The organism is Streptomyces sp. C1-1, from assembly GCF_050214755.1.
GTDB lineage: Bacteria > Actinomycetota > Actinomycetes > Streptomycetales > Streptomycetaceae > Streptomyces.
Map to the genome: position 1 here is coordinate 3,673,765 of NZ_CP189826.1, position 15,921 is coordinate 3,689,685.

Here is a 15,921-nt window from a genome sequence, read left to right on the forward strand (position 1 = left end):
CGCTGCCGGACAGGGATGTGGACAAGGGTGTTCCCCCCGGGGCACAGGTGATGGGAGGGGCGGCATAGCACGCCCGTTCCTATCAGCGCCAAAAAGGCGCCCTCCGTCACACACGTGACGGAGGGCGCCTTTCGAGGCGGCTGCGGTCAGTCGCCGTTGCCGGGAGTCGGCGTCGTCTTCTGGATCTGCATCAGGAACTCGGCGTTCGACTTCGTCTGCTTCATCTTGTCGAGAAGCAGCTCGACCGCCTGCTGCTGGTCGAGGGCGTGCAGCACCCGGCGCAGCTTCCAGACGATCCCGAGCTCGTCGGGAGCGAGCAGGATCTCTTCCTTACGGGTACCGGACGCGTCCACGTCCACCGCCGGGAAGATCCGCTTGTCGGCGAGCTTCCGGTCGAGCTTGAGCTCGGCGTTGCCGGTGCCCTTGAACTCCTCGAAGATGACCTCGTCCATGCGGGACCCGGTGTCCACCAGGGCGGTGGCGAGGATGGTCAGCGAGCCGCCGTCCTCGATGTTGCGGGCCGCACCGAAGAAGCGCTTCGGCGGGTACAGGGCGGTCGAGTCGACACCACCGGACAGGATGCGGCCGGAGGCGGGCGCGGCGAGGTTGTACGCACGGCCCAGACGCGTGATCGAGTCGAGCAGCACGACCACGTCGTGGCCCAGCTCCACCAGACGCTTGGCGCGCTCGATGGCGAGCTCGGCGACCGTGGTGTGGTCCTCGGCCGGGCGGTCGAAGGTCGAGGAGATGACCTCGCCCTTGACCGACCGCTGCATGTCGGTGACCTCTTCCGGACGCTCGTCGACCAGGACGACCATCAGGTGGCACTCGGGGTTGTTGTGCGTGATCGCGTTGGCGATCGCCTGCATGATCATGGTCTTGCCGGTCTTCGGCGGGGCCACGATCAGACCGCGCTGGCCCTTACCGATCGGCGACACCAGGTCGATGATGCGCGTGGTGAGGACGCCCGGGTCCGTCTCCAGGCGGAGGCGGTCCTGCGGGTAGAGCGGGGTGAGCTTGTTGAACTCCGGGCGGCCGCGGCCGTGTTCGGGCGCCATGCCGTTGACGGAGTCCAGCCGCACGAGCGCGTTGAACTTCTCGCGCCGCTCGCCTTCCTTGGGCTGACGGACCGCGCCGGTGACGTGGTCGCCCTTGCGCAGGCCGTTCTTGCGGACCTGGGCGAGGGAGACGTACACGTCGTTCGGCCCGGGGAGGTAGCCCGAGGTACGGATGAAGGCGTAGTTGTCGAGGATGTCGAGGATGCCCGCGACCGGGATCAGGACGTCGTCCTCGGCGAGCTGCGGCTCGGTGGCCATCTCGTCGCGGCCACGACGGCCACGGCGGTCGCGGTAACGCCCGCGACGGCCACGGCGGCCGCCGTCGAAGTCGTCGTCGTCCTGCTGCTGGCGGTTGTCCTGACGGCCGCCGCCCTGCTGGTTCTGCTGCTGACCGCGCTGGCCCTGCTGGTCGTCGCCCTTGCGACGGTCCCCGCGGTCCTGGCGGTCACCGCGGTCCTGGCGCTCGCCGCGGTCCTGACGGTCACCGCGGTCACGGCCGCGGTCCCGGCGGTCGCGGCGGCCACGGCCCTCGCCGTCACCGGCGTCGCCCTTGGCGTCGTTCTGCGCCTGCGGGGCGGAGGTCTCGGCCCTGGCCTCGCTCTTGGCCTCGGCGACGACGGTCTCGGCGCCCGAACCCGTGGGGGCACCGGCCTCGGCGGTGGCGCGGCGACGACGGCGCTCGGTGGGGGCGTCGTCACCGGCGGCGGGCTGGCCGGGGATCTCGATCTGCTGCTGGGCCACGGCCTTCTCGGCGGGGGCCTCGGTCGCCTTCTTCTCGGCGACGGGAGCGCCGTCCTCGCCGGTACGGGCCTTGGAGGTGGCCCGGCGCTTCGGCTTGGTCTCGGTGGCGGCGTCGGCCTTGGGGGCCGCAGCACCCCCACCGGCCTGCGCCTCCTTGATGACCTCGATCAGCTGGCTCTTGCGCATCCGCGCGGTGCCCCTGATGCCGAGGCCCGAGGCGACCTGCTGCAGCTCGGCCAGCACCATGCCGTCGAGGCCGGTACCGCGGCGCCGCCGGGAGCCGGCACCGGTGGCAGGCGCGGAGGCGTCCGTGGCGGGCGCGGCAGCGGTCTCCTCGACACGTGCGCCCATCAGATCGGTGGTGTCGCTCACGAAGGGTCCTTCCCTGGAGCGGACGTCGGCCTTCTGGCTCGGCGACCGGTTGTGCTGTCCGGCAGTGGTCCTTGCTGTGTGGACCGTGCCGGGGCGGTGGTCCGCCAATGCAGGCGGAGGGAATATCTGGGATGGCGCTGACCAGAGCCTGGGCCGTGGCACCGGGTGTCAGTGTCACGTGGCTCGGTAGCACCGATTCCGGAGCGTGCCCGGCAAGTCGCTCAGTGCTCGCGTACGAGGTACTGCCCGCGTACGTCGTACGGAACACAGTGCGGCTTGGGAGGCTCCCGGAAGAATGTCTGTCCCGGACGGGGACACGAAGCACCTCGCCATGGTGGGGTCGGGTGCAGACTTGAGATTAACACTACCGGATCCAACAAACATTCCCCCTCTCGAAATCCGGCAACCGCGTGTCAGGACGCAAGCGGCAACACGCTCGCTCCCTGCGCGTCGAGGTCGAGCCGGTTCGCGGCCCAGCCCTCGCCTGCCAGATGGGCCACCTTGTCGGCGCTGTCGGCGTCGACCAGCGCCAGCACGGTGGGTCCCGCTCCTGAAATGACTGCGGGGACCCCGTCGGCCCGCAGCCGCTCCACCAGCGCGGCGCTCTCCGGCATGGCCGGTGCGCGGTACTCCTGGTGGAGACGGTCCTCGGTGGCGGGCAGCAGCAGCTCGGGGCTCCTGGTCAGGGCCTCGACGAGCAGGGCCGCCCGGCCCGCGTTGGCGGCGGCGTCGACGTGCGGCACGGTGCGCGGAAGCAGTCCGCGCGCGGTCTCGGTCAGGACCGGCTTACCGGGCACGAAAACCACCGGAACGATGGAATCGGCGGGATCCAGCCTGATCGCCCGGGCGGCGCCGGCCTCCATCCAGGCGATGGTGAAACCGCCGAGCAGACACGGGGCCACGTTGTCGGGGTGGCCCTCGATCTCGGTCGCGAGCTCGAGCAGCGCCGTGTCGTCCAGCCGTGCCTCGCCACCTATCGTCACGGCGCGCGCGGCGACGATGCCGGCGCAGATGGCGGCCGAGGAGGAGCCCAGGCCGCGGCCGTGGGGGATGCGGTTGGCGCACACGATCTCAAGTCCCCGCGGCTGCCCGCCGAGCAGGTCGAAGGCGGTGCGCAGGGACCGTACGAGAAGGTGGCTCTCGTCGCGCGGGAGCGTCTCGCTGCCCTCGCCCGCGATGTCGATGTGCAGCCCGGAGTCGGCGACCCGGACGACCACGTCGTCGTAGAGCCCCAGCGACAGGCCGAGGGCGTCGAAGCCCGGGCCGAGGTTGGCGCTGGTGGCGGGAACGCGCACCCTTACGGCGGCGGCGCGGAAGGCTGGACCGGCCATCGCTCGACGACTCTCCTTGAGCTGCGTGATTGTCGAAAACCTTCGAGGACTTTCGCTACGTGCGTGAGGACCTGGAGGTCCGCGGGAACCGCTTCCGGGCCGCGGAGACGGCGCGGCACCCGGCTGTATGCGGAGGCATATGCAGCGGGCGGGTTCGGTACAGCCTATCGAAGGAAGGTTCTGTGGCGACATAGGGCGCACAGGAGGCGCACGATGCGTGTCGTAAGCCCCCTGTGCACCCCCGTCGGGGATGTCCCTCGGTGTGCGGCTACGCCAGTCCGAGGCGCTCGGCCGCCGTCACCGCGTCGACCGGGACGGTGACCGGCTGCGGGGCGCCGGCGACGGCCCAGTCCGGGTCCTTCAGTCCGTTTCCGGTGACCGTGCAGACGATGGTCTGACCCGGGTCGACCTTGCCCTGCTCGGCGGCCTTCAGCAGACCGGCCACGGAAGCGGCCGAGGCGGGCTCCACGAAGACGCCCTCCTGGGAGGCCAACAGCCGGTAGGCGCGCAGGATCTCACGGTCCGTCACCTCGTCGATGAGGCCGCCGGACTCGTCCCGTGCCGCCAGCGCGTACTGCCAGGAGGCCGGGTTGCCGATGCGGATGGCGGTGGCGATCGTCGACGGGTCCTTGACGATCTCGCCGCGCACGATGGGGGCGGAACCGGAGGCCTGGAAACCCCACATGCGGGGAGTCCGGGAGGAGACGCCGTCGGCGGCGTACTCCTTGTAGCCCTTCCAATAGGCCGTGATGTTGCCCGCGTTGCCCACCGGCAGGACGTGGATGTCGGGGGCGTCGCCCAGCATGTCCACGATCTCGAAGGAGGCGGTCTTCTGCCCCTCGATACGCACCGGATTGACCGAATTCACCAGCGCGACGGGGTAGTTGTCGCTCAGCGCGCGGGCCAGGGTGAGGCAGTCGTCGAAGTTGCCGTCGACCTGGAGGATCTTGGCGCCGTGCACGAGGGCCTGGCCCATCTTGCCCAGCGCGATCTTGCCCTGCGGCACGAGAACGGCCGAAACCATGCCCGCGCGGACGGCGTAGGCGGCGGCGGAGGCGGAGGTGTTGCCGGTGGAGGCACAGATGACGGCCTTCGCCCCCTCCTCCTTGGCCTTGCTGATGGCCATGGTCATACCGCGGTCCTTGAAGGACCCGGTGGGGTTCGCGCCCTCCACCTTCAGGTGGACCTCGCAGCCCGTGCGCTCGGAGAGCACCTGCGCGGGCACGAGGGGCGTGCCGCCCTCGCGGAGCGTCACGACCGGCGTGGTGTCGGAGACGGGCAGCCGGTCCCGGTACTCCTCGATGATTCCGCGCCACTGGTGGGTCATTGCTGGTTACTCTCCTTCAACCCGCATGATGCTGGCGACACCCCGCACGGTGTCGAGCTTGCGCAGCGACTCGACGGTCCCGGACAGGGACGCGTCGGACGCGCGGTGGGTGACGACGACGAGAGAGGCCTCGCCGTCCTTGCCCTGCTGCCGAACGGTATCGATGGACACCCCGTGCTCGGCGAACACGGTGGCCACCTGGGCGAGAACACCCGGTTTGTCCGCGACGTCGAGGCTGATGTGGTACCGGGTGACGACCTCACCCATCCCCGACACCGGCAGCGCGGCATACGCCGACTCGCCGGGCCCCGTCGCCCCGCTGAGCCGGTTGCGGCAGACGGCGACGAGGTCGCCGAGAACGGCGGAGGCGGTCGGCGCGCCGCCCGCTCCGGGGCCGTAGAACATCAGCTGTCCGCTCGCGTCGGACTCGACGAACACGGCGTTGTACGCGCCGCGCACGGAGGCGAGCGGATGGGTCAGCGGGATCATCGCGGGGTGCACGCGCGCGGTGATCGAGCCGCCGTCCTCGGCCCGCTCGCAGATGGCGAGCAGCTTGATGGTGCAGCCCATCTCCTTCGCCGAACGGAAGTCGGAGGCGGTGACCTCGGTCATGCCCTCGCGGTAGACGTCGTCGAGACGTACGCGGGAGTGGAAGGCGATGCCGGCGAGGATGGCGGCCTTGGCGGCGGCGTCGAAGCCCTCGACGTCGGCGGTGGGGTCGGCCTCCGCGTACCCGAGCGCGGTGGCCTCGTCGAGGGCCTCCTGGTAGCCGGCGCCCGTGGAGTCCATCTTGTCGAGGATGAAGTTGGTCGTCCCGTTGACGATCCCGAGGACCCGGTTGACCTTGTCGCCGGCCAGGGACTCGCGCAGCGGCCGGATCAGCGGGATCGCGCCCGCGACGGCGGCCTCGTAGTACAGATCCCTGCCGCGCTCCTCCGCCGCCGCGTGCAGCGCGGCCCCCTCCTGGGCGAGCAGCGCCTTGTTGGCGGAGACGACGGACGCGCCGTGCTCGAAGGCGGTGGTGATGAGCGACCGGGCGGGCTCGATCCCGCCGATCACCTCGACCACGACGTCGATGTCGCCGCGTTTGACCAGGGCGGTGGCGTCGGTGGTGACGAGGCCCGGGTCGATGCCCTCACGCACCTTGCTCGGACGCCGGACGGCGACGCCCGCGAGTTCGACGGGAGCGCCGATCCTCGCGGCGAGGTCGTCGGCGTGCGTCGTCATGATGCGCGCCACCTCTGAGCCGACGACCCCACAGCCCAGCAGCGCCACCTTCAGCGGACGCGTACGCATCATCCGACCTCGTTTCCTCATACCGTCAACGGTGGGTCCAGTCTCACTCACCGGACGGGACTTTCTGTCGATTGTCCGGATCGTGAGACATCTATTTCATTTGTCGGGGGGTGGAGAACCGCAGATCTTCCACCCCGCCTCCCTGTCTACGGGGCTCACCCGACGTCGAGACGCAGGAGGTCCTCCTCCGTCTCGCGGCGGACGATGACACGCGCCTCGCCGTCGCTCACGGCGACCACGGGCGGACGCAGGACGTGGTTGTAGTTGCTGGCCATGGACCTGCAGTAGGCACCCGTCGCCGGTACGGCGATCAGGTCGCCCGGCGCCAGGTCGCCCGGCAGGAACGCGTCCTTGACCACGATGTCCCCGCTCTCGCAGTGCTTGCCGACGACGCGGGCGAGCATGGGCTCGGCGTCGGAGGTGCGGGAGACCAGGGCGACGCTGTACTCGGCGTCGTAGAGCGCCGTGCGGATGTTGTCGGACATGCCGCCGTCGACGGAGACGTAGGTGCGGAGGTTGTCGAGGGGCTTGATCGTGCCGACCTCGTACAGCGTGAAGGCGGTCGGTCCGACGATGGCGCGCCCGGGCTCGACGGAGATGCGGGGCGTGCGCAGCCGGGCGCCCTCGCACTCGCGCGTCACGATCTCGGTGAGGGCCTTGGCGATCTCGTGGGGCTCACGGGGGTCGTCGGCACTGGTGTACGCGATCCCGAGCCCACCGCCGAGGTCGATCTCCGGCAGCTCGACCCCGTGCTCGTCACGGATGTCCCTGAGCAGCCCGACCACCCGATGGGCGGCGACCTCGAACCCGGACATGTCGAAGATCTGCGACCCGATGTGGCTGTGGATCCCGATGAGCTCCAGCCCGTCGAGCTGCAACGCCCGCCGCACGGCCTCCGCGGCCTGCCCGCCGGCCAGCGGGATGCCGAACTTCTGGTCCTCATGGGCGGTGGCGATGAACTCGTGCGTGTGGGCCTCGACGCCGACGGTGATACGGATCTGCACCCGCTGCCGCTTGCCCAGGGACTGGGCGATGTGGGCGACCCGCACGATCTCCTGGAAGGAGTCGAGCACGATCCGCCCGACACCGGCGGTGACGGCCCTGCGGATCTCCTCGGTCGACTTGTTGTTGCCGTGGAAGGCGATGCGGTCCGCGGGCATGCCCGCGGAGAGGGCGGTGGCGAGCTCGCCGCCGGAGCAGACGTCGAGGTTCAGCCCCTCCTCGTGCAGCCAGCGCACCACTGCCCGGGACAGGAACGCCTTGCCCGCGTAGAAGACGTCGGCGTCCTGCCCGAAGGCGGTGCGCCAGGCCCGCGCCCGCGCCCGGAAGTCGGTCTCGTCGAGGACGTAGGCGGGAGTCCCGTACTCCTCGGCGATCCGTCTGACGTCGATGCCGCCGACGGTGACGACGCCGTCCTCGCCACGGCCGACCGTCTGCGCCCACACCTTCGGGTCGAGGGCGTTGAGGTCGGTGGGCGGCGCGGAGTAGTGGCCCTCGGGGAGGACATCGGCGTGACGGGGCCCGGCGGGGTGTGCGGAACGGCTCATCTCAGTGGCTTTCTTGGCTCTCTCTGGGGGCTTTGCGGGGTGTCGAGGGGGAGCTTTGGATCGTGGATCGCGGACCGTGAACCACGCAGGTCGGCCGGGTTGGTCCGACGGCTGTCGAGCTGTCGAGCTGTCGAGCTGTCGAGCTGTCGAGCTGTCGAGCTGTCGAGCTGTCGAGCTGTCGAGCTGACCAACGGTCCGATGGTGTGGCGGGTGTGGCGGTGTGGCGGTCCGACGGTGTGGCGGTCCACGGTGTGGCGGTCTACGGCTCCAGGCGACTCCTCCGGCTGCCTCTAGAGGTGGTCGGGTGCGTCGATGCCGAGCAGGGACAGGCCGCCGGCCAGCACCGTCCCGGCGGCTTCGGCAAGGGCGAGCCGGGCACGGTGGGCGGCCGAGGGTTTCTCCTCGCCGAGCGGGAGTACGGCAGGGAGAAAGGGGAGCACGGCATCGGCGACGGTGACGAGGTGCCGGGCGAGACGGTCGGGGGCACGGTGGGCCGCCGCCAGGGCCAGAACACGGGGGTGGTCGGCGAGGGCGGTGAGGAGAGGGGTGAGGAGGGGGGTGAGGTTTTGCGCGGCGGCGTTATAGGGGTGGGCGCCGAGGACGCGGTCGCCGAGAGCTGGATCGCCGGGCTCGGCGGCGAAGCCCAGGGAGGCGGCGTTACGGCTGACGGCCCGGGTGCGGGCGTTGGCGTAACGAACGCGGAAGAGAGGGTTGTTCTCGCGTTGGACCAGATGATCGGCGGTGATCCGCGGCCGGTCGTGAGCGGCGGGGTACAGCAGCGCCCAACGGGCGGCGTCGGGGCCGAGCGGGGCGGGGTCCTCGGGCGCCGGGACGGGCCGGAGGTTGACGGGCTCGCGGTGGTCGACCTCGGCGCGGCCGCCCTGTGCGGCGACGAGCCGGGTGAGCGCGTCGGCGACGACCTCGGCACGGACGTCGTACGGGATGCGCAGCTCGACGATCCGGTCGGCGAGGGCGTCGCCATGGCCGTACTGCGTACCCTCCGCGAGGATCTGGCGGGTGAGGGTGAGCGCGGCCGGCGCGGTGTCGCTCAGGCTGATGTTGAGGAAGCCGGGCCGGGTGACGGTGACGTCGGCGACGCCGGCGGTCCCGGCGAGGTGCTGCCGGAGGATCTCGGCCACACGGAGGGGCGGCTGGCCGGCGGGGCGGGCGAGCTGGAGGGCGATGTTGGTGGCGTAGTCACCGCAGCCACCGGGGCCGGGGGTCGTGACGACGGCCCGCGCCGGCACAGGGACGCTGAGCTCGCCCTCGTCGACAGCACGACGCACCGCGCGCAGCACGGTACGGGAGAGCTCGACGGGGGTCACGGGACAAGCGTATGGGAGGAGGGGGGTGGGTACGCGAGCCGGTTTGGAGAGGTCCCGGGATGTGGGACGGAGCGGGGGTCTCCCGACGTGGCCCGCGAGACGAACACGAACGCGCGTCGGCGAACCACCCTCAGCACCGCCGGCCCCTCCTCAGCCACCGCCGCCCCTCCTCAGCCACCGCCGGCCCCTCCTCAGGCGCCGGCGGCCCGCCCGGCACGCTCGGATTCTCGGGAGTCCCACGATTCTCGGGCCTCCCGAGAATCCGGTGGAGATTCCAGAGATTCCGGAGATTCTCGGGATCCGAGGGAGGAGTCGTCCCCTCCCGCGCCACCCCCGTTCCGCCTCTGCTGGATCAACTGCTCTACGAGGCGGACGAGTTCGGCGGGCTCGAAGGGCTTGGCGAGAAAGGCGTCGACACCGACGTCGAGCCCGGTCTCGACCTCGTAGGAGGTGCAGGCGCTGACGATGGCGAGGGGAAGGTCACGGGTACGGGGGTCGGAACGCAGCCGGGCGGCGGTGCGCAGGCCGTCCAACCGAGGCATGACCACGTCGAGGGTCACGACATCCGGCCGCACCTGATGAACGACATCCAGACACTCGGCACCGTCGGCCGCGGTCACGACCTCGAGCCCCTCCAGCTCGAGATTGACCCTGATCAACTGCCGGATGACCTTGTTGTCGTCCACAACAAGCACCCGGCCCGAAGTGCCTGGCACAACTCGAGAGTAGGTCGAGACAGGCCACCGCGTCCGGGTTTTCCATACTTCCGCCCCGGGCGTGGGACGGGACGGGCGATCGAGGAGCGGCCGGCGGACGCACCCTCTCGCCACCTCGCGAAGTGACTGGACACCAAGCGGAGCGACACCCGGCCCGGACCTCAGGAAACCCGTTCATGAACACCCCGAGGGAACTGGTAGGGTTCTACCCGTCGCCGCCAAGCAAGGCGCCCGACACGCCCCCGTAGCTCAGGGGATAGAGCAACGGCCTCCGGAGCCGTGTGCGCAGGTTCGAATCCTGCCGGGGGCACTCGCCCAGGATCAGCAGAAACATGGCGCTGACCAGGGCGGATGCCGATACGAAAGAGCGGGAACCAGTCTCACTGGGTCCCGCTCTTTCTCATTGTTTCGCGCTGATCGCGATAGACCTGCGATAGACCGGCGGATGCACGACTACCGGCGGGGCCTCAGGAAGGGCAGCCGATCAAGCAGTGCCATCGCAGCTCGCCGACGCTCCGTACCGCTACCTGTGAAGAGGAGCACGTACACCGCGGCCACGAAGGCGACCACGATCGAACTTGCCAGGAGCAGGGCCAGAGCCAGGAACCACGACTGGAACCGCGAAGAGTGATACACGGCCAGTGCTGCGCCTGTCGGGATCGTCAGCCCCGAGAGAACAAGGCCGCGAATGCGGTAAGGCTGCTGTGGCTGCTCAGGAGCGTCGTTGTCGCGAAGCATGTCAGGACTCCCGCGGCACTGCCCCACGTCCTGACCGCTGCGATTCGACACAACGATAAGGACGCGGGCCCCCGGGGACCTTGGCCGCCATTCCAGGGTGACGTGGGCACCCAAGCAGCGATGGGCGTACGCGACTTGCCCAACGGCACTCTATAGCAACCTGGACCTTGCAGATAAAAAGCTATGTCAACCCTCAGGCTTTCATTCAGCCCAGTCGAGTTCCTTTTCGATCTTCATGTTCATGGCCTCCTCCTGGCCGTAGAGGCACCCCTCGTAGACGCGGTGGATCACCTCGGGCGAGTTGCCAACCCGACGGGCAACCTCGGCAACGGGCACGCCGGCGTTCAGCCAGGTCGTGATGCAGGTGTGTCGTAGGTCGTACGGCCGCCCCCCGAGGATGGAAGCCTGAAGGTCCGGAGGGAGCGCGTACTCCCGAGCGTCCCGCCACACGCGCCAATAGGTGCTGCTCCCCACGAGACCGCCCCGCTCGTTCGTGAAGAGCCGCCCGTCCTTGGCCGTGCCGAACTCCTTCAGGTGAGCACGAAGCATGGCCACGAGCGGTGGGGGGATCGGGACCGGCCGGTCTTCCTTGGGTTCCCTCGACTTCAGACCGCGCTTGTCGTGGCGTTCTCCGCTGTCTGTCCACTGTTTGCCAGACACGGGGTGCGTGTCGTGGAGCGTCAGGACGCCCCAACCCTTCTCTGGGAGGAAACAATCAGCCTTTCTGAGGCCCACAGCCTCACTCGGGCGGAGCCCCGCGAAGTACATGACCGCGTAGAAGCCCACCAGGCGCCGGCCTTTCTTGCGGTCCCATGTCCCGACGTAGGAGACCGAGGCGAGGAGTTGAGCGGCCTGCGTCTTGTTCACGAGAACACGGGGGTCCACACGGTCCGATGAGGAACTCTTCACCTTCTTTATGGCGGTGAGTGGGTTCTCCGTCAGTAGCTTGCGTTCGATGGCGTATTCAACTGCCGTGTTGAGCGCGCGCCGACGACGACGGGAGGTCTCCCCCGCCGCGGGAGTGCCATCCAGTTTGAAGGAGATCCGATACTGAACATCGCGGAGAATCTTCGGGTCTTTCAGCGAGGAGACGAGAAGCGATTTCTTGGAGATCCACCCGTAGGCGTCTTCAAGTTCCTCCGGCGGGTCGAGTTCGGCGTTCTTGGGAATGACCGCCCATCGGAAGGCAAGACGCAGCTCTTCCGGTGACGGCATCTTCTGCTCCTGCTCCACCAGGGCCAGCGTCACCGCTGCGAGCCCGTCGGCGATTCCCTCACGGGTCTTGGCCGCGGCGGTCGGCCACCGCATCGCCATGTACTCGCGGCAGAATGCGAACCAGGGAAGTTCCTCACGGACTTGCTCCGCAGTGGCCTCAGCCCGTACCTCAGATTCAGGCAGTCCGTCGGCAATGCGGAATGCCTCGCCGCGGCGCATTGCCTGCCACAGTTCAGATCTGCGGCTCTCTGCGAGAGCTACCGTGGCGAAGGTGGCGCTACTGACCTTTCCTCCGACTTTCCAGCGGAGTTGGTAGGGGCGGGTCTTGCTCTGCGCCTTGGTCACCTTCCACAGGCGCACGTCAAGCGAAAACCCGTCCGGGGCCGAGCGGTTGTTCTGCCCGGCCCCGTTGTCGGTGTCTTTCGTCACGCGCTCTCCTCCAGCGTCTGGAGCCACCGACTCAGTTCGGACCGGCGGATGCGCACCGCGCCGTTCGGGAGCTTGATGGACTTCGGGCCCTTCTTGTACTGCCGCCAGCGGTAGAAGGTCGCTCGCGGTACGCCTATCTCTTCGATCACTTCGGGGATGGTGAGCATCTCGTCGCGGGGCTTGGCCACGACTCCTCCTTGGGCGAGAGAGCAAGGGAAGGTGGTGGGACCAGCCGAGAGCCGCCACAGAAACCACGAAAACCACAGAAACCCTGGAATGGCGGGCTGACCTGCGGCGATGCCCCGCGGCGGGGGCTGCCACAGAAATCGCGGAAAGTTCCACAGAAATAGGCGGCCGGACCGGTGGGCTCGGTGCCGAGCTATTTCTGTGGCTTCTCGGTTCGTTTCTGTGGCAGCGCTCGGCAAGCCCCTGACAGGACTGTCTGCGCTGGTCAGGGGCTCGCCGGGGTTATTTCTGTGATTCTGTGGTTTCTGTGGCGGGGGTCAGGCGGTCGGGTCGGTCAGGCGCGGGTGGATGAGGTAGCGGGGCGAGGGCGGCCGGCCGCGTCCTCCGGTGCGCTGGACGGCTTGGGCGCGCACGTAGCCGTGGTCTTCCAACAGGGCCAACACCGGATCGAGGTCGTTGGCGGTGCGGAACTCGGAGCGGGAGAGCTTGACCATCAGGTCCCGCTTGCTGACCTCACGCCACCCATGGGCGTGGAGCACTTCCAGCACGGTGCGGGCCCGCTCGACGATGCGGTCCGCGTCCATGGAGTCGAACGCGGCGAGGCTGTGGCTGATGAAGTACTCCGCCAGCGCGATCGCGTCGCGCATGGTCGCTTCCGCCACGGGCACCGTGTGCCCCTTGGTGAGGTGTTCGGCGAGGTGCAGCAGAGCGGCCATACGGGCGGTGGCGCCGACCAACTTTCCGCCCCAATCGCCGATCTGGCCCATGATGCCGCCGCGGGCTTCCAGCATCGGTTCCACCCGCGCCTGAAAGGCTTTCAGGGCGGCGACCGCCTCGGGGGTGAGCTGGATGAGAGCCGGATCGGTCCACTCGGCGAGGAACAGCGTCAGGTCCAGGACGTGGCGCCGGTAGGTCTCCATCACCTGCTCAGGGATGGGGTCCGGCTCGATCTTGCGACGGCCAACCAGAGACTCAGGAACCGAGTAGAGGAACCTGCCGAGCAGCCCGCGGCCCTTGAACCCGTCCTGGCGCCCGATGTCGTCCAAGACCTGCGGCTGCACGCACAAGCCCATGGTGAGGGCGGGGTGTTCGATGTATTCCTCTCGGGTCTGCCGGTCGACCTTGAGGCGGTCGCCGGCGTGGCCTTTGAGGAAGACGCCCATGTTGGGCTTGCCGGAGTAGCGTCCGGCGATGATGTCGAAGATGTCGCCCTCCGCGGACATGACGGAGATCCGGCCGCCCTGCTCGGCCATGCGGGAGGTGACCGTCTCGGCGGTGGTGTCATCGGCGAGCAACTGCGGTTTGGCCGGCACTGTGACGCTGTCCGCGGTCTGCGCCAGCGCGATCGCTGTGGCCACCAACTGATCCCGCTCGTCCGCGCCCGCTGATGCCGCCTTGGACGCGGCCTTGTCGGCTGCCTCCTTGGCGAGACGGGCGGTCATCTCGGCTTCCACGATGGCCGGTTGGGTCAGCGTGCGGAGCTGCTGTTCGGCCTCGTACAGCGGGTCGGTGAGCAGGCCGAACACGGCGGATTTGCGGTTGGCGGGCGGCAGCGAGACGACGACGTAGAGGTTGGTGGGCTCGCGCCAGTGCCCGCGTACCTGCACCACTGCCCTACCGCCCGCCGCGGTGGCGAGCACGGACAGGGAGATGCATCCGGCGAGGTCGACGGGGGTCTGTGTCTCCTCGGCGACCGCAGCCACAAATTCCCGTAGCCACCCCGGTAGGGAGGCTGTGGGGAAGGGGGCGAGCTTGCGGGGGCCTGCGAGGGGGACGGGGTCCTCCCACACGGGGGCGGGCGGCTCGTCAAGAGTGGGCAGTCCGGCCCACAGGTCGGCGTGGTCCACAGGCTGTGCGGTCATGAGGCTGCCCTCCCTTCGGTGGGATCGCCGATGTGCGGGTCAGGACCAAGTGCAGTGCGGACGCCTTCGGCGACGTCCCTTCGGTCGCCTACGGTTGCCCGTGGTGCGGCCTGTGTGGCGTTCTGAGGCTGTTTCAGGGGGTTGAAGGGCTTATAGGTCATGCGGCGCCCCTCTCGGTCGCGCTGAGGCCGTTGGTGACCGCGCGGCGGGCGTAGGGCTCGGGGACACCGACCGAGACGGCGGCGGCCACGATCTCTGCTCCGATGACGTCCAGTCCGCACGGTCCGGGGCAGGCGGCGTGTTGTGCGGCGAGGAATCGGGCCACGCCGAACGCCTGTGATCCGGCGCCGGATTCGACGCGGGAGCGGACGAGGGTGAGGCCGCGTTCCAGGCCAGTGCGGACGTAGCTGTCGGTGTGTCGGCATCCGGTGGCAACCGTCCGGTCCCAGGTGGCGCGCTCAGGGAGGGAAGAGACCACCTCGCCGCGGGCGGGGGTGGTCTCTTCCTTCGCCCCCAGGGCGCGGACGGCCGACGGCAGATCGGTCATGCGGCCGGTGCCCGGACCGAGCCAACGGGCGTACGACATCAGGGATTTGATGTCGACGCCTGCCCGGAACGCGTTGTGCGATCCCATAGCGCCCCGGTAGATCCAGTGTTCGCCGCGCGTCGTCGCCACGGTTCGGGTGGTGGGCAGGGTCTCGCGGGCCCATGCGACGGCCGCCGCGTTGTCGAGGTCGACCACGGTCAGCCTCGCTCCTCCGGGGTGGTAGCCGACGCACACGGCCCGCTCCCATGCCGCCACCCACAGCGGCGAGGTGAGGACGTTCGGGTCGGTGGTGGCGGCGGCCCATGCGTGGCAGGGGGCGGGGCAGTTGCAGGTTCCCGCGCGCTTCATGTTCGGCCGCCCGCCGCACGCGTTTTTGGCGCAGGCACGGCAGTTGCCGAACGGCACCTTTCCGTCTCGCAGCGGCAGCACCGGCACACCGACCACAGCCAGGTGCAGCGCGGTCCGCAGATGGCGAATCGCGGGGCTCATGCGACCGCCCCCAGCGTCCCCATGGCTTCGAGGTAGGCGCGGCCGATGAACTCCGTGTAGGCGGGCGGGATCGCCTCGGTCAGCTCCTCGCGGACGTCGGTCCACGTGATGCCCATCGCCGCCTGAAGCTCCGGAACGGACGGCTTGCCCCCGCCGCTGCCGTACGCGGCCACATAGGGACCGTCGTAGAAGCGACCGTGCCGGTAGCCACGCACCCGCCCGCGGTGCGGGACGTGCGCCGGCCGTGCGGTGGTCCAGCCGCCCAACTCGAAGTTGCGGTGCCGGATGACCCCGAGCCCGAACATCTCGCCGCACAGCGTGAGGTCTTTGCGGATCTCGGCGCGGCCGTTGGGCTGCTCGATGACGTACGGCAGGCCGGTCTTGTCGAGCAGGTCGCGGGTTGGCGCCACCAGGTCGACGTGATCTCGGCCCCAGCCCTGCGATGCGTTGGTGCCCACGGTCAGCGCGCATCCGTGTTGGCACGGCGGGGACGCGTGGACGAGCCGGTACCGGCGGATCTGACCCGTGGCGATGAGGTGCGTGAGGTAGGCGAGAGCATCGCCCTGGTGGCGCGGGAAGGGGTAGTTGGAACGGTGGGCGATGTCGCAGCCGTCCACGGCGAACCCTGCGCGGGCGTAGCCGACGGCTGCCCCGCCGGCGCACGAGAACAGATCCAACAGGCGCGGCCGGGCCTGGTCTCGCCGGAAGGGGGTGGGTTGGGTCATGCTGGGGGTCTCCTGTT

The 15,921-nt window shown here is 69.4% G+C and carries 13 protein-coding genes and 1 tRNA gene; 1 reads left to right on the top strand and 13 read right to left on the bottom strand.

Annotated features, from left to right (window positions below; genetic code table 11):
* Nucleotides 1-146 precede the first annotated feature (146 nt).
* From rho to ACQF4J_RS16560, 7 genes are all read right to left on the bottom strand, one after another.
* The gene (rho, locus tag ACQF4J_RS16530; RefSeq protein ID WP_427165941.1) at nucleotides 147-2,171 is read right to left on the bottom strand and encodes a transcription termination factor Rho; all 2,025 of its coding nucleotides are present in this window, start codon (nucleotides 2,169-2,171) and stop codon (nucleotides 147-149) included.
* 413 nt (nucleotides 2,172-2,584) lie between these two features.
* Nucleotides 2,585-3,502 carry a homoserine kinase gene (gene thrB / locus ACQF4J_RS16535; protein WP_351561380.1) on the bottom strand — a complete coding sequence of 306 codons (918 nt, stop codon included), beginning with the start codon at nucleotides 3,500-3,502 and terminating at the stop codon, nucleotides 2,585-2,587.
* Nucleotides 3,503-3,770: 268 nt separating this feature from the next.
* On the bottom strand, nucleotides 3,771-4,829 hold the full coding sequence (thrC, locus tag ACQF4J_RS16540; RefSeq protein ID WP_351561378.1) for a threonine synthase: 1,059 nt from the start codon (nucleotides 4,827-4,829) through the stop codon (nucleotides 3,771-3,773).
* A gap of 6 nt (nucleotides 4,830-4,835) precedes the next feature.
* On the bottom strand, nucleotides 4,836-6,128 hold the full coding sequence (locus ACQF4J_RS16545) for a homoserine dehydrogenase (RefSeq protein ID WP_351803646.1): 1,293 nt from the start codon (nucleotides 6,126-6,128) through the stop codon (nucleotides 4,836-4,838).
* Between the two features lie 152 nt (nucleotides 6,129-6,280).
* Nucleotides 6,281-7,672: a diaminopimelate decarboxylase gene (gene lysA / locus ACQF4J_RS16550; protein WP_427165944.1), complete on the bottom strand. Its 1,392-nt coding sequence runs from the start codon at nucleotides 7,670-7,672 to the stop codon at nucleotides 6,281-6,283.
* A gap of 290 nt (nucleotides 7,673-7,962) precedes the next feature.
* Nucleotides 7,963-8,997 (bottom strand): ArgS-related anticodon-binding protein NrtL, encoded by a 1,035-nt coding sequence (gene nrtL / locus ACQF4J_RS16555; protein WP_427165946.1) that lies wholly within the window; start codon nucleotides 8,995-8,997, stop codon nucleotides 7,963-7,965.
* A 191-nt stretch (nucleotides 8,998-9,188) separates the two neighbouring features.
* Complete coding sequence (locus ACQF4J_RS16560; RefSeq protein ID WP_427168589.1) at nucleotides 9,189-9,692, bottom strand: response regulator; 504 nt, start codon at nucleotides 9,690-9,692, stop codon at nucleotides 9,189-9,191.
* A gap of 259 nt (nucleotides 9,693-9,951) precedes the next feature.
* On the opposite strand from ACQF4J_RS16560, the gene ACQF4J_RS16565 reads away from it, so the two are divergent.
* A tRNA-Arg gene (locus tag ACQF4J_RS16565) sits at nucleotides 9,952-10,023 on the top strand.
* Between the two features lie 143 nt (nucleotides 10,024-10,166).
* On the opposite strand, the gene ACQF4J_RS16570 is transcribed toward ACQF4J_RS16565, so the two are convergent.
* The 6 genes from ACQF4J_RS16570 to ACQF4J_RS16595 all read right to left on the bottom strand — a co-directional run bounded on the left by ACQF4J_RS16570 (nucleotide 10,167) and on the right by ACQF4J_RS16595 (nucleotide 15,904).
* A complete protein-coding gene (locus tag ACQF4J_RS16570; RefSeq protein WP_427165947.1) occupies nucleotides 10,167-10,451 on the bottom strand; it encodes a hypothetical protein in 285 nt (94 codons plus the stop codon).
* Nucleotides 10,452-10,652: 201 nt separating this feature from the next.
* Complete coding sequence (locus tag ACQF4J_RS16575) at nucleotides 10,653-12,095, bottom strand: tyrosine-type recombinase/integrase (RefSeq protein WP_427165949.1); 1,443 nt, start codon at nucleotides 12,093-12,095, stop codon at nucleotides 10,653-10,655.
* Entirely contained in the window at nucleotides 12,092-12,283 is a 192-nt protein-coding gene (locus ACQF4J_RS16580; RefSeq protein WP_101400676.1) for a helix-turn-helix transcriptional regulator, read from the bottom strand. Before ACQF4J_RS16580 ends, ACQF4J_RS16575 begins: the two co-directional genes overlap by 4 nt.
* Nucleotides 12,284-12,598: 315 nt before the next feature.
* Nucleotides 12,599-14,143, bottom strand: a complete 1,545-nt coding sequence (locus tag ACQF4J_RS16585) for a YfjI family protein (protein WP_427165951.1) — start codon at nucleotides 14,141-14,143, stop codon at nucleotides 12,599-12,601.
* A 157-nt stretch (nucleotides 14,144-14,300) separates the two neighbouring features.
* Entirely contained in the window at nucleotides 14,301-15,179 is an 879-nt protein-coding gene (locus tag ACQF4J_RS16590) for a DNA primase (RefSeq protein ID WP_427165953.1), read from the bottom strand.
* The gene (locus ACQF4J_RS16595) at nucleotides 15,176-15,904 is read right to left on the bottom strand and encodes a DNA methylase (protein WP_427165955.1); all 729 of its coding nucleotides are present in this window, start codon (nucleotides 15,902-15,904) and stop codon (nucleotides 15,176-15,178) included. Before ACQF4J_RS16595 ends, ACQF4J_RS16590 begins: the two co-directional genes overlap by 4 nt.
* Between the last annotated feature and the right edge of the window lie 17 nt (nucleotides 15,905-15,921).